We start from the raw sequence: 17,471 nt of genomic DNA on the forward strand, positions 1-17,471 counted from the left end.
CTCGTCCCTTAGAAGAATATGCTCTCCTCCTCTTCCTCCTCTACCCTCCTGCGCTGAAGCTTTCTGCGGATTTTCTCTACAAGCCCCTCCTCCTCTTCCTCCTCTCCGGCTCCAACCTCAAACATGTGCTTGAATACAGAGACGCTCATGTACCTCTTTAATGCAACTACTCCAACAATACCCGCTATGAGCGAGATTACCAGTAAGGCAATAGTCTGCATTAGGGAGAGTTTCACTAGCGGGGTGTCTACAAGAACGTCGAAGAAAATGGTGACGTCGTTCTCGTTGCCTGTCAGCCGCTGAGTATAGGAGTAAGAGCCATACTCAGCCTTTAGGACTAGGGTAGTCCCTGGTGGGGCAGGGATAACCGCAAAAAATGCTGCCCCGCTTTGATCCGTTACATCCCTTGCCTCGAAGAGAGACTTATTCCCAGAGAGAACAGTAATCCACACCTTGACTCCTGCAACTGGCCTGTCGAACCAGCTCTTTACTCTCACCCTAAGAGACGCGACCGGAGCTGTTATCGTGATGTTACGGGAGGCAACGCTAAAGACCTGTTCTGCGACCAAAACACCCTTACATTTTACAGTAACTCTAGCCCCTGTGTTAGGAATATTCTTAAAGAAAACCTGCCCGTCCTGCGCAATACTCGACAATGTTAATGTGCCGGCAGTCACATTAACGATACACCCTGCCACAGGCGTCCCGCTCCTGTCAACAATGCGTATGACAACATCGTAGACGGGTACTCTTGCCTCAATAACTCCCGACGCGCCGATGTTTGTAAAAACTGTGGACTGGACGCCCGCGTACGAGACATCAACTTTAACATTACTCCCGAGAGGTAAGACGCCTAAGAAAACCCTCTTAACGCTTTCTGCCCCCTCGGATAGGCTAGGAGTAGCCCAAAGGAGCGCCTCCCTACCACCCTGTACATAGAAAACCTTCGCGGCGACGCCTCGAGGTATAGTCTCCGAGCCCTCGGGCCTAAATACTACATATGTAAAAACTAGGGGGAGCTGTAGGTCTATGCTGGTATCCCTTATGTTTATTCGGCCGCTGTAGATCTGGCCTATTACAGAGCTCGTGACAGTTAGGCTGTAGTCGCCTGGAACTCCCTCTATTAAGCTGAACGTATTCGTGTCTGAGAGCGAATACGTCCTGTTTTCCCCGAGAGGAGTGACTATTGCTACGCTCAAGTCTTGTGAGACTAAGGGCTGATTATTCTTGTCGAAGAGTCTCACCACTATGTTGCGCAGAACATTGATCGTCACAGTGTAGTTCCAGTTTTTCTCGTCTACATTGACGCTCGTCTCAGCAATCTTTTTTCCGTGGAGATAGATGCTGAATGTGTATAATCCCGTGATTGCTCCTGACAGTTTTAGCGAGTCCTGGGACTGGAAGTCTACCTCACCTATGAGGACTCCAGAGTAGTAGACCTTCACCAAACCGTTAAGGCCGAGAGCAGAGGATCCATCGCTAAGCCTAAAATTGAAAACTAGAAGGCTCCATACAGGCACACGCTCAATAACACTGATAGCCCTACACTCTACATACACGTTCCCAGTCTTCGTCACATTCCCGTACTTCTCCCAATAGTAAACAATGCTGTACTGGAACTTGCCAAATGGTAGCCACAACGTTACTATATCGCTTGTCCCGGATTGGAAAGTGACGCCGGCAATGTAGAGCGTGTACCCCTGGACGCCCCTCTCCATGAGGCCAACAACCCTAAATTGGATCCGAGTAATGTTCGCGTTGACGCTTAGCCGTGTCGAATTCTGGATAGTCAAGTTCTTCTTGTACACGAGAGACCCAAGGTAGTACACTGATAGGCTGTAGTTTCCTGGGGGCACGGAGACAGAGAGAGTGTCCCTTCCCGAGATCTTGCTTGTTATGTTAATTCCCTTGAGCTCGATGGTAAGGTATCTTTGGAAGTCCCCGCCTATGCTTTCACCGCTACAAGATAAAACACTGATGGTAACGTTAACAGAGGTCGTATTCGCAAAGACATTTTTTGTCTTCTCCATGCCAGGGCCCGTGAAGCCGAGAACATATGTTAGGCTACCTAATATGCCCAGTGTAAGGACTATTAATAATAAGCGGAGCCAGTACACATCCGGCACCATAACACAGCATCTTTCGATATTAAACAATTGCTGTAGCCGCCCTTCTTTTCCAGCTAGTCAGCACCCTGCTCAGTCAAAAAGCTTTAAAATGAACGCCTCCTAGGTAGGGGTGGGAGTATGTCTATCGACAAGAATCTCCTCGTGAAGTATCAGCAAGCTGTAGACGAGCTCCGAGCAGTAGTGCTGAACCTACAGCAGTACAAGGCCAGGCTGCTGGAGGTCGAGAAAGCGTTGAAGGAGCTTGAGAAAACTCCAGATCAGTACGTCTACAAGGCCATGGGAGGAATTTTCATGAGGGTTTCAAAGGAAGAAGTTTCTCGAGACCTAGCATCTGAGAAAGAATTAATACAGGTGCGAATAGAAGAGTTCTCGAAGAGGGAGAAACTTCTTCGAGAGAGGGTCAGTACCCTCGAAAAACAGCTCAAAGCCTCACTTTCAGCTTCAAGTGGAACTGCACAGTGAGTAGACGTGTGTCTAGGCCCTACTTTGATGGTGTTGTTGACTTAGTGCTCCAGTATATACTCAAGCGAGTAGAAGAAGAATTGCCCCACGACCCAAGTCTGCAGGTGGCTGTTTCTATATCTATGGGAGAAGACTGGCCCTATGAGTTCTCCATAGAAGTACAGCTTGACTCCAGAGTATACGATAGGGAAAGGCTCGAAAAGACAGTGAACAAGATAATTGAAGAGGCGGTGAAGATTGCAGAGAAAGCACTAAGAGAAAAGGGGCTAGCCCCCTTACCCTAGGGTGAGGCTTCTTGCACGAGATAGAGCAGGCCGCGGCTTTCCTAAGGGGGCTCTCCGGTAAGAGAGTCCTTATCGTAACACACAAGAACGCTGACCCGGACGCTGTTGGATGCGCTTACACCGTTAAGAAAATATGTGACAGTCTGGGCGTTGAAGCCGAAGTTTGCCTCCCCGACGGGCCGAGTAAAGTCTCAAAAAACATACTTAAAAGCCTTGGCGTAGGCTGGCGGGAAGAGTGGAGGGAGGCCCAAGCGCTCGTCGTCTGCGATACTTCAAACATATCGATGATAGGAGGTTATCCCGACCTCATAGGAGGCATGCCTGAAGTGCTCGTAATAGACCACCACTACCCACCGGGTAGCCTCGCAGAGAGGGCTAGTGTACGTCTCATTGCGCAGGAACCGGCGTCTGCCGTGATCGCGGTTCTCCTGGCTGAGAAGCTCGGGGTTAAACTTGACAGCGTAACCGCGACGCTAGCTCTAGCAGGCATAATCTACGATACAAGGAGGTTCCTATATACATCCCCTAACACCTTTCTCGCTTCTAAGCTCCTCCTGGAGAGTGGAGTTGACTACATCACGACGTTGAAGATGTTAGAGGAAAAGGAGGACTACTCGGAGATTATCGCCAGGCTTAAGGGGGTTCAAAGAGCAAGCATAATTGATGTCTGCGGGTACCTTGTAGCCGTAACAGAGTCCAGTGCCCACGAGGCATCAGTAGCCAGGGCTTTGGTGTCTCTAGGCGTTGACCTAGCAATAGTCGTCGGTGGTCATGGGGTCTCGCGCGCCAGTGTAAGGGTCTCGGAGAGGTTATTGAGGGAAGGGTTCGACAGTTCAAGCCTTGTGGCGGATGTTGCCAGAGCAATAGGGGGAGAGGCTGGAGGACACCCAGGAGCCTCGGGGTACACAAGGTCTATTGCTAGGAGAGAGGTTAAGGGCTTCAAGAACAAAACGCTACGGCAACTCTTACTCCGCGCAATCGACTCGCTAGTGGAGTTTTGTGAGGAAAAAGCTTAGATCGCGGCGCTAATATTCTCGGGTTTTACTAGCGGGATTTCAAATGTGGGCGTCAAGACCTTTATTTTCCTTATCTCAGCTTTCTTGAGAGGGTATATTTTCTTCGCGTTTACTTCGATCTCGGACGCTATGTTACCCAGAACGGTTTGTTGCACAAAAGTGTCGAAGTCGAGCTGGCTTGCCTTCTCGCTTATAATCTGGAACATAATCTTCCTGATGGCCTTCCTCTGGGAGGCTTTAACCCTATTGACAGTTACTGCCATGCCCATAACTCTGAGTTTTACGCCGTCTTTCGTTTCAACATCTATGATCGCGTCGATTCTCGAGGTACCCCTCCTAACTAGACTACGTATGTAGTCGCGTGTCAGCTCCATTAGTTTGAGTTGCGTGTATGCAGTAGAGTCCTCAACTTTCACGATCTGGAACTTTAATTTAATATGTAGCTGGGACACGTCCTTCGTAATATCGTAAAAACTCACCTCAACAGTTCTTCCAACAGCACTTTCGTGCTCGTTAACCGGAATCGCGCCTAGCCCTGCGAAGCCGAAAGCCTTGGGGGCGAGCACCTTTACCCATTTCTTTAACGCCCACTTGTCTTTAGCTTTCCTTGAGCTCAAGACGCAAACCCCAGCTTTGCCTATAGCCTTCGTCTTTTAAACCTTCCGCTACTATAGGCAGCGAAAAAAAGCCAGCAATGCACTTATATCCCTAGTAATTCCTTAAAAATGCCGATGAAGAAGGAGGTGATCTGTGATATTTCATGGTGATCGACGACTACGGGGGTCTGAGGCTTTTCTTCGAGCGCAAGAAGGGCCTAAGCCCCGAGGAGTTTGAGGAGTTCCTCAACAACGCTAGGAGGATTGCTAACTTCGACAGTTCAAGGAAAGTCTGGGTTGTCTCAGAGGAAAAGCTTTCGAGGCTAAGTAGCGAAGAGCTTGCAAGAACTCTTGACACGCTCCGGGAGCTTTCAACACTATCTGCAGAGCAAGTAGAGCTAATTCTGGCCGAATACAGGAAAGCCGTGGAGAACCACTCTAGAAGGGTAAGTGTTACAGCATCCATGGAGTTGAGGGGGCCTGCAGCGCTCCTTGAGAAAATACTTCAAGACCAGGAACTCTATGGGGTTTTGGCAAGTAGGAACGGAAGACTCTACGTTTCCTCTGTTCTTCAGCTTGGAGTGTTGGCGAAGAAACTCGGCGAGAAGTATGGCGTCGAGTTGAACTTCAGTGAAGACTTGTTTAAGGTAAAGGTGTACAGAGAAAGGGCGACTCTTAGGCTATCTTTTAGGTCTATGGATAGGGAGCTGGCCAGAGTACTATTGAGTGAGGGCACGCTCTCGTACAACGTAGAGAGGCCTCTCATAGGTTCTGATGGGGAGTACCAAGGTTCAGAGCTCCTGCAACGTACACTAAAGGTTTCAAGAATTCTATGGGAGAGTAAAACCCTGGTAACACCTGTAGCCCTGCTCGACAGGTACCTCGCAAGGCTTACCAGTTTAGGCTTCAAGCCCGAAGTGCAAATTGAGGAAAGGCCAGACATAAAGGTTCCGTTGGAGAGAAAGTTCAGTCTACTACCCCACCAGGAAGAAGCTTTCCGCCTATGGATCAAGCACAAGAGGGGAACAATAGCTATCTTTACGCGCGGCGGGAAGTCGTTCATCGCGCTCGAGGCAATATACCGCCTCAGGAAGCCTACACTAATCCTAGTTACCACTCAAGAACTCATGGCTACATGGCTAGACTATCTGGAGGCATATCTCTCGCTACCGAAACACTTTACAGGTATTCTTGGTGTAGGCGAGCAGAAAGTGCGGGAGATAACTGTCGCAACATATGCTAGTGCAGTGAAGTACATTGAGCTTATAAAGGATAGATTTGAACTTGTTGTTTTCGACGAGGCGCACCACGTGCCTGCATCGACATTTAAAGAAGTAGCACTACGAGTTGATGCGCTGTACAGGCTTGCGCTCTCGGCTACACCTACGCGTAGGGACAATAACCACAACCTCCTCTACGAACTATGTGGAGGATTAATCTACACACTGTCGTACGAAGACCTTGTAAGGCTTAAAGTCGTAGCTCCTATTGAGCGCTTTCAGGCCTTCTTTGTCGAGAACGAGGATGAGAAACTAGGTAAACTCGCGGAAATCCTGAGGGATTACTCTGGTTCAAAAACTATAGTTTTCACCCAGTACCTGAAAACAGCAGAGGCCGTCTACAAGTTCTTGCGCGAGAAGGGCTTCAAAGCGGTTCTAGTTACAGGGAGGACTCCCGCTGCTAGGAGAGAGCTCTTGTTCAAAGACTTTCTCGAGGGGAGGGCCCATGTCATTGTCTCAACAACAGTGCTAGATGAGGGCATCACAGTACCAGATGCTGAAGTTGCAATAATATATGAGGGGAGCGGCGAGGGCAGACAAATGATACAGAGGATAGGCCGGGTTCTAGGCTATGCACCAGGCAAGACAGCCAAAGTGTTCGAGATAATTAACATTACGAACCAGAAGGAGAAGTACGCATACTTGCGGAGGTCGTGGGTTCGCGAGCTCTATAATTTCAAGGGTCTGGAGAAGTACGTCGAAGCGACCAAGAAAGGCATAGTGGACAATATTAAGCCGTCCTACCAGAGGAGGATAGATTCCTTCTAGCATCCCAGGACGTCGGCAACAGCCCGGCGGACAGCAGGGTTCACCTTTGCAATCTCGCAGATCTTCTCCTCGGGGCTTTCCTCAGGTGGGATTTCTACATGGAGAAAGAAGCCTGACTTGCCGTCACGAGCGCGTTTAAGACGCATGAATTCGCGCTCCAGAACTGTGTCTAGAGACACTCCCAGCCGCCTCGCGACTTCTTCTTCGCGTCCAATGATAGACCACTCTTCGTGGCCATAGCTCGTTGGCTCTATGAACAATAGTTGCTTATTTACGCCAGGTACTCGAACCCCACACCGTACATCACTTAGGTATACAGCTCCAGCATATCGCGGGAATTCTTCCTCAGATCTACTCAAACGAGATACCGGAATCGATACCTCGACTCCCTCGTCGATTACAACTGCTATCCTTATAGCCGTGAGAGGCGTGGCTTGAACGACTCGAAATCTCTTTACACCCGCACCAGCCTTCTCGAGGGCTATGGCTACCCTCCAGGAAGGCACATAGCTAGCAAGGTGCACATCCACGTCGCTTGAGGGGTTAACGTCGCCGCGCGCAACACTACCTATGACTGCGGGCGTTACACCAACGCCTTGAAGAGCCTCGAGAAGCACGGCGGCTTTCTCTCTGAGGCTTTCGAGAAGCCTCCACCTCCACTCTGGGTATATCACGGGAGTTGCGTCTCTAACTCTTACTGGCTTGATGCTCGGCAAGGCTCTTCACTCTGTAAGAGGCCTCGAGTATCTGGAGGAGCACCATGACGGCCTTTCCAACCTCGTAGATGTCCGAGGGACTCAAGGCCTTACTTAGCTCTTCCCGTAAGAGCTCTAAGCGCTCGACAACGGCTTGTTCTAGGGATCTAAGTGCCAGTGCTGAGCGGGCTCGGATCTCCTCTTCATCGCTCGCGACAATGACGAATCTCTGGCCACACTTTGGGCACAAGACTTCGCCTGACTTCAGCCTGAAGAGTGGAACCCCACAGTAGGGGCACAGCTTGTCGAGCATCGTCGCGCCTGACTTCAGCATCGATGCCATTTTAGCCAGGACAGCCTTATCCTCTCCTGCCACATGAAAAAGTACAACTTCAAGATATTAAACTGTAACATGCTATGTCCGAGCTCGAGCACGTACTGGAGAACCCATCCGTGTATGGCAAGAAATTGGGAGAGTTTACCACGCAGTGTCCCTTCTGTGGGGGGCCCCTACACGTTGTAGAAATCGAGTACGAGATACCCGTTATCGGGAAGACTTTGATCGTTAGCAAGAAGTGCAGTAAGTGCGGCTACAAAAGGAATGACGTCGTCCCCCTAGCCGGTAAGGAACACCTACGCGTATACTTCAAGGTCGAGGAGCCGGAGGATTTCGACGTAAAGGTCGTGAGGTCGCCTACAGCTAGGGTAGTTATACCCGAGCTTGGACTAGAACTCGACCCAGGAATAGATGCAGAGATGTTCGTTACAAACATAGAGGGTATACTTCAGCTATTCCTAGACGCCTTGCACAGACTACGCGTGCTAGAGCCCGAAGCCGACATCAGCGCCATCGAGAACACTATTAGACAGATACTTGAGAAGCGCAGAGGGGGCTTCACCGTTGTGTTAGACGATGAGAACGGGTTGAGTACTTTCTACTCCGAAACCCGAAACTTACTAGTTCTCTCTGAGAGAACAGGTTAGCAAGTCTTGGCTGGGGTAGTCGCGTAACGTGTACAGGCAGGGCAAAACGTATATACCGAGTTCTACTATCGAGCATAGGTGAGGCTTCATGAGTAAGAGTAAAAGCGGTAAGAAAAAAGGAGGCAAGAGTGAAAAAGAAAGCAAGCCTGCAACTCTTCCAGCAGCAGGGCTCTTGACGTTCTACGAGGAAGACATTGGAGGAATAAAAGTTAGGCCGGAGGTGGTTGTGGCAGGAACATTCCTGTTAGCATTAATTGTCATCATGGCCCACCTTAGGGTCTTCGGGCCCTAGCCCCATCCTCCATGGCTTTTACGATTTCTTCGACCTTCTCCTTCACGTTCTCTGATTCCTCTACTATTGTTCCAGTTACGAGGATGTCGGCACCAGCTCTAGCAAGCTCTCTAGCAGTCCCAGGCTCTCTTATTCCTCCCCCAACAATTATCGGGATAGATACTGCGTCCCTAACCATTTTAACTAGAGAAGGTGGGACAGGGTGTCCGCCGGATCCGCCCTCCAAGTACACGAAGCTAAAACCCATATACTCTGCAGCGAGGGCGTAGGCTACAACTACCTCTGGCGTGTCAAAGGGCAGTGGGCGTGCATGACTTACGATTGAAGCCGCTCCTCCAACCCCCATGAGTATGTAGCCCAGGGACAAGACCTCAAGGCCGTACCTTTTTACAATTGGCGCACCCTGCATCTGCGCTCCTACAATGAAGTAGGGGTTCTGGGAGTTTAGAACGGAGAGAAACCAGACCGCGTCTGCATACCTGCTTAATGCAGTCGGCGCGCCTGGAAAAAGGATCACTGGCACTCTTACGACCTTCTTTACGGCAAGCACTACATCATCCGTCATGCTCTCGGAGACCCCTGTACTACCTCCCACCATAATTGCCGATGTACCAGCCTCAACAGCTTCCTTAGCTATCTTCGCTGCCTGCTCTGGGGATGTTTTGTCGGGGTCGAGTAACGTCATGTGTATGGCTCCACGCTCCTTTATTCGCTCCAGGATGTACTCTTTAACCCAGCCCTTCTTCATTTTCCTCTCCCTCTGGCTTCCCGGCTATAACGAGTTTGCCGGCCTCGTAATCATCTAAAAATTTGCTAAAATAGTCTACTGGGTGTAGGTACTGGTTGTACTCGTACTCCCCCCTTAGCCCGCAGTTCGCGCAGGATACTACAACTCTTTTATCTTTGCCCTTTGTGACTGAAACGCTTACAGCTGTAGCCCCGCAGGAGGGGCACTGGAACACTGTTGGCAACTTCTTCTTGGGTACAAGACGTACACGTGCACGCTTTCGCCTTCGCCTCCCCATACACCCAACCTGCTCATAGAAGGCATTAACTCAAATATAAAAGCGCATTGTGTACGTATGGTTCAAGGTAAGGAAATGTCGTCTATGAATAGAGTGTACTGTGCAGAGCTTTCGAGAAGCCTTGCCTTGACTATTACGTCTATCCCGAGAAGATCCTGGTTGACAAAGGATAGTATTTTCTCCAGGGCAGACGGGGGGTACTCGCAGGCCTCGCGTGGATCTAGCGAGTATACTTTCTCAAATACGCTAGGACTATTGCTAAGACCGCGCTTAGTAGCTGTTCCGTCGTCGAGAACCATCGAGACGTGGAAGAGGGGGCGGCTGTCAAGGCACCGGAGGCGAGCATTAAGGGCTATGACAGTAGCTCTATTCATGATGAAAGCATCTCCCTTAGTGAATTTTGAGAAGTTGTACCTTCTTGGAGGCCTGTCTCCTACGGGGGTGATGCTCAAGCACTCTGTCTCTCTGAGAACGTCCTCTACTGCCACGGCTCCAAAGATCTCACAAACCTTCCCCAGACCCTCCGAAAACATGAGAATGCTCTTATCGCGGAATGTCACGAGCGGCTTGACGTCAACTCTGCCATTACCAGGCTCGACCGCAAGGAAGACTCGGCCACCCTCTCTCCTGAACAGCAGGTAGCCAAGCACTTCAGCCTTAAACCCAAATACCTCGCTGCTAGGCACTTCACGGCATAGGAAAAGCGAGCTCTCGCTCGTCTGGAGAGCTGAAACATGAGCTGAAATGTCGCACTTCACTACGTCGACCCCCCTCCTGGAGAACTCGCTACAACCACTTACAGCCAGTAAATTGTTCTCCTGAACGGTAGTGTCTAGTGGCAGAACCAGAATTACAGGCCCGCAGGGCTCGCCTACACCATAGACGCAATTCCTACCAGCAACCATACTACTCTTCAGGACTCTTACAACTCGGGTTCTAACTCTATACTTCTCAAGGTACTTAAGGAGCTCTTCTAGTGCGAGATCGGAAAGAACCTTGGCAGAAGAGTTCTTGTCAAAGTAAATCTCGTTTCTCTCCTTATACCTCCTGACAGACACCTTTAGAAGTCTGACTTTAGAGCCTACGCGCAGGATTTTACCGATTTTTTCGGCTTGTTCGTCCCATAGAACGCCCCAAATAATCCCCGTATTATCTGCTAATGCAAAGCGAAGAAACTTCTTCCCAGAGGATAGTTGCCTCAGGCCTGAGTTGAAAACAACTACGCCTTCAACGTCCACACCTCTGAATCCTGACGCGAGATCCCCAATCCGGAGAGCAGTTAGCGACGAGGGCGCCGACTCGCGTGAAAAGCTTATGCCAAGTTCCTTTGCAACCATAAGAGCTGCAGCATCCCTTCTAATAATTCCCCCAAACTCCTCAACTTTGCTCGCGATCATTTTTTCAATTATTTCACGCGTGAGGTTGGAGTGGGTTCTCAAAATTTCCCCAATTATCTGCTCGGTCTCCACGTCTTCGCTCGACATCCCTTGAACTATGCTAATCTTGTATCACGTGTAATAATCTTACGCCGACCTCACAGCCCCTTCCCGCCTATCTCACCCTGAACTTAAGCCTCAAGTTCCTTAAGCCTCTCTTTGACCTTCTTAGCCATAGAATGGGCCTGGATCAGTGGCTCAGGTAACGATGAGTTCTTCTTGGTGAAAGCTATGGTTAACCTTAAAGCCGTCTCAAGAGTTACCTTATGGCCGACACTAACGTAGACTCTTTTACCCAAACCTCTGAGCCTTATGGCGTACGCGAGAGTTTCTCCGTTGTAGATAACCTTACCGAGGCGCTCGTTTATCTCTACAACTTCTCCCACGAGCAGTTTCTTCGCTACGCCAATTGTCGGCTTATCCAAGACTACGCCGAGATGGCAGGCAAAGCCGGCCTTCAACGGGTGGAGCCTCCCGTTGCCGTCCACGAATAAGACTTGAAAAGGTGTTCCAAGGGATTTTATCGCCCTGTAAGCCGGCCAAGCCTCGCGGAAAGCTAGAAGCGTTGGGACATAGGGGAAACTAACCTCAACAGTAGCAGTGGCAGCTTCCACGAGCTTGAGTGATGGATATTCAACTACGACGGCCGACGCGACAGCCTTCTCACCCACATAGGCCACGTCTACGCCTGCAGCGTGCTTCACAGGGAAATCTATCTCGTCTACTTCCCTCACCCTTTCGGCTATTTTCCTCTGGGCGAGCCTAGCCCTATCTATCGAGAAGGCCCCTCTCACGGGATTCGCCCTCTTTAGATAAAAACTCCTCGATCTTCCTGGAGAGCTTGCTAGACTTCTCTGAGAAGAGGATGTCCTTCCTAGTATTCTCAATTAAAGCCCTAGCGACATCTACCTTGTGCCTCAAGCCCGGCACCAGCGCCTCGGGGAGGGAGAACTTCTCTAACTCGAAGTAGATGCCCTCCATAAGCTCCATTAATTGCCATGCTCTTTCTACGTTATCCCGTCTCAACTCATCGAGAACGCTCCTCCTTAACTCGCCTACGAGGTCGCCGAGTCCCAGGAGATATGACTGCGGCTCGACGCCCAGTTCGGTGAAAGAAGGTGGCTTGCGGTTCCTTAGGACAGAGTGCAGCATTTCTGCCTCAACGTACTCTGCCTGCGCCGCAATCACGGAGCCGGAATAATAGATGTAAGGGGACTCCTGCCTGAAAGAGGCTATCCGCTTTAAAATTGTCCTGGCCTCCTCCAGGCATCCGGAGCTCCTATCCCAGTCGCCCCGGTGCATGGCGAATATGGCCTCCTTGGTTTTTCTCGTCAACTCGCGCGTTAACAGGAGAATCTCTTCGCGCTTCTCGTCAAGCGTCGTTAACAAGTCGCTTATTTTTGCGAGATCCTCCCTAATTACCTCCATGACGTATTCTAATTAGAGAAAGAGGAACGCTTATTTAAGCCACTCGTCCTAGAGCCGGAGAGATTGAGTTCCTAAAAGAGAGAATTCTCTACGTGTAAAGTTAATAACGCTGGCTTCGTGCTTTTCAGGGTCTAGGTGGCTAGCATGGAGGAAAAATACTCGAGCGCTGGACAGATAGCCTCCATGGCGCTCCGGCTGGCGATGGATATAGTGGATGAGGGTGTACCGCTGATAGAGATAGCAGAGAGGCTTGAAGGTTTTATAGTTTCCAGAGGAGGGAGGCCCGCATTCCCAGTCAATATAGCCATAAATGACGTTGCAGCCCACTACTCGCCCGGCATCGAGGATCCCAGCGTAATACCAAAAGGGGCGCTTGTAAAGGTAGATCTAGGAGTACACGTAGACGGCTATATTGTGGACGCCGCGGTTACCATAGCACTTGATAGTAGGTTTAAGAACCTTGTAAGGGCAAGCCTGGAGGCACTTGAAGATGCAATAACTGCCGCAAAGGCTGGTGCAAACATGAACGAGGTCGGCGCGACTATATTGAAGAGAATCTCGTCCTACGGGTTACGCCCCATAAGGAACCTGACCGGGCATAAGATAGAGCGCTTCGAGCTCCACGCAGGTAAGAGCGTGCCGAATGCTCCAGGAGCAGAATACCTCGCCTCGAGAATGCTAGACGGAGAAGTCTTCGCAATAGAGCCCTTCGCGACTGACGGCGCCGGCTACGCTATCGAGAGGGGGCGGAGCAACATTTTCCGCGTTGTATCCACGAAGAAGATACCAAGAGAGGACGACTTGAACAGAGCGCTTGAGGCGCTCTGGAGAGAGTTTAAAGGGCTACCCTTCTCGGAGCGCTGGGTCGTGGACAAGACGCTTAGCAGAGAACAGCTCGAGCAACTCGTGAAAATGAAACGGGTTTACCACTATCCCATGCTCGTCGAGCAGGGACACGGCTTCGTAAGCCAATTCGAGGACACCGTTATCGTGACAAAAGATAGAGCACTACCCCTTGCTAACACAACAAAGCTTTCTGAGGGATTCTACGCTCTTGACGAGTAGCCTTTTTGGAATTCTACAGCCCCCTTTTCCTGATCCCCTGAACCTGGCCATTTTCACGGGGTTGCTCTCACTGGGCTGGCCTTGGTAGCCCTCGGCTGATCCCAGGAGCTGACTCTCCCATCGGGCTGAGACGCGCGCCCCAGCGGGCTTCATCCGGCGCGGTTCTTGCTGCTGGGAGACCTCACGAGCCCTAACCCTGCCTACATGAGCCCGACTCACATCTCAGTCCCAACATACCAATGGGTGGCGTGAGTGGAGTGGAAAGATTAACGTTATTACGACTGGGGCAAATATCCTCTCCTCTCAACGTCTTTAACTTCAATTTCTTCGACATCTAGGGCGTCTAGCCTGAAGCGGCGGAACCGGTAGTCGGCCAGGAGGATTAGCGGGTTGTCCTGTGGGTGGCGCGTTGCCCTGCCCACTGCCTGGAGCGTGGCTGACACTGGTATGACGATCTCCGGCTCTCCAATCCCGAGGCCCTCGAAGTACTTCCTGTACCGCGGCGTCACGTCCGGCGGCAGGTAGGGAGTGCCGAGAACCGTGACGGTGTCTGCGCGGATGTCTACTCCTTCACTGAAACGCCCGAAGATGTTGTATGCCGCGACTCCCTGCCAGTCGCTGGGGAGCCGTTCCTCGTAGAAGTCTATGAAGTGCAGCAGCTGCCTCAAAATCCTCTCCGTGGAGAAGACCAGGTTTCTCCGGTAGTGTTTACGCAGGGCCGCTAGGATCTTCGCGAAGCCCCATACTGTCTCTTGCCCGTACTTGCTCGTCACATCGCTGATTATGAAGGCCTTCCTGGGCTTAGCGGGGATTCTGATTGTGAAGGAGTTGAATACCTTCTCAACCTCTTTGGGGATCGTGGCACTGAGAAAGACACGCCGAGTGGGTGGGAGCCTCCTGAGCAGGGGTGGGTGGTAGACCTCTATTACACCCCCTTCGCGGTACGCCACTCCCCCGCCCGCCAGGGCTTTCAAGAACTTGACGAGGGGGGTAAGCGGCGACTTGCCTGTCTTTGTCAACATTTCTTGGTGGATAGTGAAGAGTTCCTCCATAGTGGCTATGTCGTCCAGTTTTAGTTCCTCGACGACCTTCTCCAACTCTGGGTAGAGATATGAAGCTCTGTCTTTTACAGCGTCAAGTGCTATTTCCAGCGATAGTGCCGAAAATCTAGAAGCCTGTGGTGTTGTGAGGTTATGCGCTTCATCAATGACTGTTACCTCTGGTGTGGCCGGTCTCCTTCTGTGATAGTTTTGTATTACTATGTCGGCTTTCACGAAGAGGTCAATGTAGTACTTACAGACGCCGGGAGAGACGTCTTCATAGCTTGTAATTAGCATTTTCCCCAGCTCTGGAGCTAGCTCTAGGAGCCCTCTGAAGTGCGGGCATCCCGCGCGGTGTAGCCTACAGTACTCGGCGAGGTCGTCGACGCTGCGGTAGAAAGGACAGGTCTTCTCCCTTCCTGCGAGAACCAGTGGGCGCAGACCAAGCTTTATAGCGTCCTCGCTGACTCGGGCTCCTAGTGTGAGAGCTCGAACCAGCCAGAGACTGGGTAATTTCTTTGCCGCCTTCAAGGCGGCGAGAACCGCGAGGGTCTTGCCCCACCCCGGCGGGGCTACGAGAAGGATATTATGGTCGTGGATATTCTCTGCGATCATCTGCGCGACCACGAGTTGTTTTTCGCGGGGCTCGAGGCCGGCCTCCTCGAAGATCCCGGCTACGTTCAAGTTCCTTGTCGCCTTTGTTTCAGGCCAAAGCTACTGTAGACCTCTACTACGGTTTGTTCGAGGCTGCCTACGTATAGCTGGTCTGGCATGGCTTTCAGGAATTCCTCGTCGCTGACGAGGTTTCCTTCGGCGTAGATCGGTACTAGCCGCTGCCCGTCGCTCAGGAACACGCTCTCGACTCCCCTCTCCACGCCGCCTGGGGTGACCTTCTTGCGCATTTGCACGAACACGTCAACGTAGTGGAGGGCACTGTTTTCGTCCCCGTAGCCGAGGTTTGCTCTGAGTGCGTCGGAGAGCACTTTCACGGCTTTCCTCGTGGTTGGGCTATGGAATGTCGTTATCGTCGGGAGGCCTGCGCGTCCGGGCTCGACTATGCTCCACACGTCTTCAGCCATAATCTCTCCAACCACGAGAACGTCCGGCCTATAGTACCTCATAGCGAACCTCACGCCGTCCACGAGGTTCTCGCTCACTATCCATGAAAACCAGCCGTCTCTGAAAACGAGCTCCCTGTACTTCTCGACGACGGCGATGTGCAGGAACGGGTACCTCACGGCGACCTCGCGGACAAGAGAGTTCAGCAGGGTTGACTTTCCGGCTCCCGGGGGGCCTAAGATAACAACAACCGACGGCCTTAATAGGAGCAGGAGGAGCCGGGCCGCGACCAGGGGATCCACGAGATCCGCGAGTGCAGGAACCTGGGCTAGCCGGGTGGCTACAACTTGTAAGCGCCCCCCTGTTGAGAGCTGTAGTGAGACACGCCACTCACCGAGATCTGCAACACCCCTCGGGTGCCGCATGTCAACTCTAACGCCTGTAGCCGCGATAATCTTCACTACGATATTTTCGAGCTCCTCAGGCAAAGGTACTCCCTCGATGCTTACCCTGCCCACGCCCTTGATGCTAGCGATGGTCTTCCCCTCGAAGAGCCACAACTCCTCGACTTCCTGTGCCATGAATAGAGGGGAGAGACTGCCCCAAACCTCGTGTTCTTTCAGCGGCACTAACTCTACATGACCGTTAAAGCTCACCAGGAAGCCGCCCGGGTTCTTGAGCACTATCCTGGAGCCCTTGGGTATTAGTTCACTGACGCTTACGCCGTCTGCCCTGTCCTCCCCTTTCTCCTTCCTAGACCTCGAAAAAACCTTAGGCAAGCGCATCAGTGCACACCGGAGAATGCTCTGATAACCGACAGTATTTTGTCCCTCTCCGTTAGGAGCCTGTTCTTCTCGCTCTCAAGCTTCGATATCTCCAGTTCTATCTTGTTTATCTCCCTGTCGATCTCCGATAGCCTCGAGCGCACTCTCTCAGCGAGAGAGCCGTCAAAGCCTATGCTTCTCAAGAGATCCTCGAGGTTCTTAATACCGCGCTCAATGTCCTCGAAGCCTCCCGCTTGTCTGCGAGGTTCGAGGGGCGGAGGGGGGAGCGGGAGCGAGGGTTTGTCCGGCTGTTCTGAGCTCCTCTGCTGGCCTACCTGTGCGAACGGCCTTTTCACGGACACTAGCCTGTCACCTTTAGGAGAGGTTTTTCGACACGGTAGGCGAGGATGTCTAGCTCCTTCTTGACTCTCTGGCTTGAGAGGCTGTAGGCCTCCTCGACATCGCTCGTCGCAGCGTAGAGGAGGGCTGTGTCGAGTGGAAGCGTAAACACGGCCCCAAACTTTTCTTCTGCCCTTTCCCTCCACTCGCCCATCAGTACAAAGTACTTGTTCAATAGCGGGAGTACGAGTTTCCTCCTGAGTAGGCCCCTACCCCTGAGCCAGCCCTCGACTGCTTGGAAAGAGAGAGCGTCGGGGTTGAACACGGCTATTATTACCTCGGCGAGCTCTACTATGGGATCGTATAGCCTGCCGGGGTATGCTGGGAGGTCTATAATGACGTGGGAAACTGTTCCGGCAACTTGATCCAGCATGTATTCTAGGGCTGCGCTGTCCACAGGGCCTGTCTCACCGTGACTGGGGGCGACGTAGAGCCCTTCTGCGAAAGGGCTCTCGACGATGACTTCGCTCCATGAAGCATTCCCAAGGAAGTAGTCGTTCAGATAAGGAGGCCCAGGATCTTTCGCGAGAACCAGCTGCGTGCTGCTACCGAACTCGCCGAGATCCACGAGCAGAACTTGCTTACCGCTGAACTTCGCAAGGCGGTAAGCTAAGAGGCTTGCTGTTACAGTCTTCCCCGTTCCGCCCTTACTCCCGGAGGCGCAGACTAGAATAGCCATATACGGCTCAATTCCCTAGTAGGCTGAGAATAAAAAGCGGCAAAGGCGGGAGTAGTCCCGTAGGCCTCAA

Annotated in this window: 20 protein-coding genes; 7 read left to right on the forward strand and 13 right to left on the reverse strand. The window is 51.7% G+C overall.

From position 1 onward, the window contains the following. Positions 1 to 8 precede the first annotated feature (8 nt). The gene (locus IG193_RS04025) at positions 9 to 2,129 is read right to left on the reverse strand and encodes a hypothetical protein (protein WP_192819601.1); all 2,121 of its coding nucleotides are present in this window, start codon (positions 2,127 to 2,129) and stop codon (positions 9 to 11) included. 117 nt (positions 2,130 to 2,246) lie between these two features. Here IG193_RS04025 and IG193_RS04030 point away from each other — a divergent pair, with 117 nt between their 5' ends. The 3 genes from IG193_RS04030 to IG193_RS04040 are packed head-to-tail and all read left to right on the forward strand — an operon-like array spanning position 2,247 to position 3,891. Next, the gene (locus IG193_RS04030) at positions 2,247 to 2,591 is read left to right on the forward strand and encodes a prefoldin subunit (RefSeq protein ID WP_192819602.1); all 345 of its coding nucleotides are present in this window, start codon (positions 2,247 to 2,249) and stop codon (positions 2,589 to 2,591) included. Between the two features lie 8 nt (positions 2,592 to 2,599). Then, positions 2,600 to 2,875, forward strand: a complete 276-nt coding sequence (locus tag IG193_RS04035; RefSeq protein ID WP_192819603.1) for a hypothetical protein — start codon at positions 2,600 to 2,602, stop codon at positions 2,873 to 2,875. An 11-nt stretch (positions 2,876 to 2,886) separates the two neighbouring features. Further along, positions 2,887 to 3,891, forward strand: a complete 1,005-nt coding sequence (locus tag IG193_RS04040; protein WP_192819604.1) for a DHH family phosphoesterase — start codon at positions 2,887 to 2,889, stop codon at positions 3,889 to 3,891. On the opposite strand, the gene IG193_RS04045 is transcribed toward IG193_RS04040, so the two are convergent. Further along, positions 3,888 to 4,508: a 30S ribosomal protein S3ae gene (locus IG193_RS04045; protein WP_192819605.1), complete on the reverse strand. Its 621-nt coding sequence runs from the start codon at positions 4,506 to 4,508 to the stop codon at positions 3,888 to 3,890. The genes IG193_RS04040 and IG193_RS04045 overlap by 4 nt on opposite strands. Before the next feature lie 143 nt (positions 4,509 to 4,651). Here IG193_RS04045 and IG193_RS04050 point away from each other — a divergent pair, with 143 nt between their 5' ends. Beyond that, entirely contained in the window at positions 4,652 to 6,535 is a 1,884-nt protein-coding gene (locus tag IG193_RS04050) for a DEAD/DEAH box helicase (protein ID WP_192819606.1), read from the forward strand. On the opposite strand, the gene IG193_RS04055 is transcribed toward IG193_RS04050, so the two are convergent. Both IG193_RS04055 and IG193_RS04060 read right to left on the reverse strand, forming a co-directional pair. Then, positions 6,532 to 7,251, reverse strand: a complete 720-nt coding sequence (locus tag IG193_RS04055) for a DNA polymerase subunit beta (protein WP_192819607.1) — start codon at positions 7,249 to 7,251, stop codon at positions 6,532 to 6,534. The genes IG193_RS04050 and IG193_RS04055 overlap by 4 nt on opposite strands. After that, a complete protein-coding gene (locus tag IG193_RS04060; protein ID WP_192819608.1) occupies positions 7,223 to 7,606 on the reverse strand; it encodes an Sjogren's syndrome/scleroderma autoantigen 1 family protein in 384 nt (127 codons plus the stop codon). The genes IG193_RS04055 and IG193_RS04060 overlap by 29 nt, the downstream gene beginning before the upstream one ends. Before the next feature lie 41 nt (positions 7,607 to 7,647). On the opposite strand from IG193_RS04060, the gene IG193_RS04065 reads away from it, so the two are divergent. Together IG193_RS04065 and IG193_RS04070 are read left to right on the forward strand one after the other, a co-directional pair. Next, complete coding sequence (locus IG193_RS04065) at positions 7,648 to 8,214, forward strand: ZPR1 zinc finger domain-containing protein (RefSeq protein ID WP_192819609.1); 567 nt, start codon at positions 7,648 to 7,650, stop codon at positions 8,212 to 8,214. A gap of 88 nt (positions 8,215 to 8,302) precedes the next feature. Then, the gene (locus tag IG193_RS04070) at positions 8,303 to 8,506 is read left to right on the forward strand and encodes a preprotein translocase subunit Sec61beta (RefSeq protein WP_192819610.1); all 204 of its coding nucleotides are present in this window, start codon (positions 8,303 to 8,305) and stop codon (positions 8,504 to 8,506) included. On the opposite strand, the gene IG193_RS04075 is transcribed toward IG193_RS04070, so the two are convergent. From IG193_RS04075 to IG193_RS04095, 5 genes are all read right to left on the reverse strand, one after another. Further along, positions 8,487 to 9,254 (reverse strand): geranylgeranylglyceryl/heptaprenylglyceryl phosphate synthase, encoded by a 768-nt coding sequence (locus IG193_RS04075; protein ID WP_192819611.1) that lies wholly within the window; start codon positions 9,252 to 9,254, stop codon positions 8,487 to 8,489. The two genes, IG193_RS04070 and IG193_RS04075, sit on opposite strands and share 20 nt — an antisense overlap. Then, entirely contained in the window at positions 9,235 to 9,531 is a 297-nt protein-coding gene (locus IG193_RS04080; protein ID WP_192819612.1) for a hypothetical protein, read from the reverse strand. Before IG193_RS04080 ends, IG193_RS04075 begins: the two co-directional genes overlap by 20 nt. 62 nt (positions 9,532 to 9,593) lie before the next feature. Then, complete coding sequence (locus tag IG193_RS04085) at positions 9,594 to 11,015, reverse strand: OB-fold nucleic acid binding domain-containing protein (protein WP_192819613.1); 1,422 nt, start codon at positions 11,013 to 11,015, stop codon at positions 9,594 to 9,596. An 83-nt stretch (positions 11,016 to 11,098) separates the two neighbouring features. After that, positions 11,099 to 11,761: an endonuclease V gene (locus tag IG193_RS04090; protein ID WP_192819614.1), complete on the reverse strand. Its 663-nt coding sequence runs from the start codon at positions 11,759 to 11,761 to the stop codon at positions 11,099 to 11,101. Next, positions 11,736 to 12,395 carry a translin family protein gene (locus IG193_RS04095; RefSeq protein ID WP_192819615.1) on the reverse strand — a complete coding sequence of 220 codons (660 nt, stop codon included), beginning with the start codon at positions 12,393 to 12,395 and terminating at the stop codon, positions 11,736 to 11,738. Before IG193_RS04095 ends, IG193_RS04090 begins: the two co-directional genes overlap by 26 nt. Before the next feature lie 144 nt (positions 12,396 to 12,539). Here IG193_RS04095 and map point away from each other — a divergent pair, with 144 nt between their 5' ends. Further along, positions 12,540 to 13,460: a type II methionyl aminopeptidase gene (gene map / locus IG193_RS04100; protein WP_192819616.1), complete on the forward strand. Its 921-nt coding sequence runs from the start codon at positions 12,540 to 12,542 to the stop codon at positions 13,458 to 13,460. A gap of 275 nt (positions 13,461 to 13,735) precedes the next feature. On the opposite strand, the gene IG193_RS04105 is transcribed toward map, so the two are convergent. Genes IG193_RS04105 through IG193_RS04120 form a run of 4 tightly spaced genes read right to left on the reverse strand, consistent with a single transcriptional unit; the run spans position 13,736 to position 17,401 of the window. Next, the gene (locus IG193_RS04105) at positions 13,736 to 15,184 is read right to left on the reverse strand and encodes a helicase C-terminal domain-containing protein (RefSeq protein ID WP_192819617.1); all 1,449 of its coding nucleotides are present in this window, start codon (positions 15,182 to 15,184) and stop codon (positions 13,736 to 13,738) included. Next, complete coding sequence (locus tag IG193_RS04110) at positions 15,181 to 16,344, reverse strand: ATPase, T2SS/T4P/T4SS family (RefSeq protein WP_192819618.1); 1,164 nt, start codon at positions 16,342 to 16,344, stop codon at positions 15,181 to 15,183. The genes IG193_RS04105 and IG193_RS04110 overlap by 4 nt, the downstream gene beginning before the upstream one ends. After that, positions 16,344 to 16,685 carry a hypothetical protein gene (locus IG193_RS04115; protein WP_192819619.1) on the reverse strand — a complete coding sequence of 114 codons (342 nt, stop codon included), beginning with the start codon at positions 16,683 to 16,685 and terminating at the stop codon, positions 16,344 to 16,346. The genes IG193_RS04110 and IG193_RS04115 overlap by 1 nt, the downstream gene beginning before the upstream one ends. Next, positions 16,685 to 17,401: a ParA family protein gene (locus IG193_RS04120; protein WP_192819620.1), complete on the reverse strand. Its 717-nt coding sequence runs from the start codon at positions 17,399 to 17,401 to the stop codon at positions 16,685 to 16,687. The genes IG193_RS04115 and IG193_RS04120 overlap by 1 nt, the downstream gene beginning before the upstream one ends. Between the last annotated feature and the right edge of the window lie 70 nt (positions 17,402 to 17,471).

The sequence above is a fragment of the Infirmifilum lucidum genome, assembly GCF_014876775.1.
Lineage (GTDB): Archaea > Thermoproteota > Thermoprotei > Thermofilales > Thermofilaceae > Thermofilum > Thermofilum lucidum.

Bases quoted from the DNA above. Each gene is read 5' to 3' on its own strand.
- IG193_RS04050 (WP_192819606.1), top strand. From the start codon at position 4,652: ATGGTGATCGACGACTACGGGGGTCTGAGGCTTTTCTTCGAGCGCAAG.
- IG193_RS04025 (WP_192819601.1), bottom strand. From the start codon at position 2,129: ATGGTGCCGGATGTGTACTGGCTCCGCTTATTATTAATAGTCCTTACA.
- IG193_RS04030 (WP_192819602.1), top strand. From the start codon at position 2,247: ATGTCTATCGACAAGAATCTCCTCGTGAAGTATCAGCAAGCTGTAGAC.
- IG193_RS04075 (WP_192819611.1), bottom strand. From the start codon at position 9,254: ATGAAGAAGGGCTGGGTTAAAGAGTACATCCTGGAGCGAATAAAGGAG.
- IG193_RS04095 (WP_192819615.1), bottom strand. From the start codon at position 12,395: ATGGAGGTAATTAGGGAGGATCTCGCAAAAATAAGCGACTTGTTAACG.
- IG193_RS04110 (WP_192819618.1), bottom strand. From the start codon at position 16,344: ATGCGCTTGCCTAAGGTTTTTTCGAGGTCTAGGAAGGAGAAAGGGGAG.
- IG193_RS04070 (WP_192819610.1), top strand. From the start codon at position 8,303: ATGAGTAAGAGTAAAAGCGGTAAGAAAAAAGGAGGCAAGAGTGAAAAA.
- IG193_RS04080 (WP_192819612.1), bottom strand. From the start codon at position 9,531: ATGGGGAGGCGAAGGCGAAAGCGTGCACGTGTACGTCTTGTACCCAAG.
- IG193_RS04120 (WP_192819620.1), bottom strand. From the start codon at position 17,401: ATGGCTATTCTAGTCTGCGCCTCCGGGAGTAAGGGCGGAACGGGGAAG.
- IG193_RS04065 (WP_192819609.1), top strand. From the start codon at position 7,648: ATGTCCGAGCTCGAGCACGTACTGGAGAACCCATCCGTGTATGGCAAG.
- map (WP_192819616.1), top strand. From the start codon at position 12,540: ATGGAGGAAAAATACTCGAGCGCTGGACAGATAGCCTCCATGGCGCTC.
- IG193_RS04085 (WP_192819613.1), bottom strand. From the start codon at position 11,015: ATGTCGAGCGAAGACGTGGAGACCGAGCAGATAATTGGGGAAATTTTG.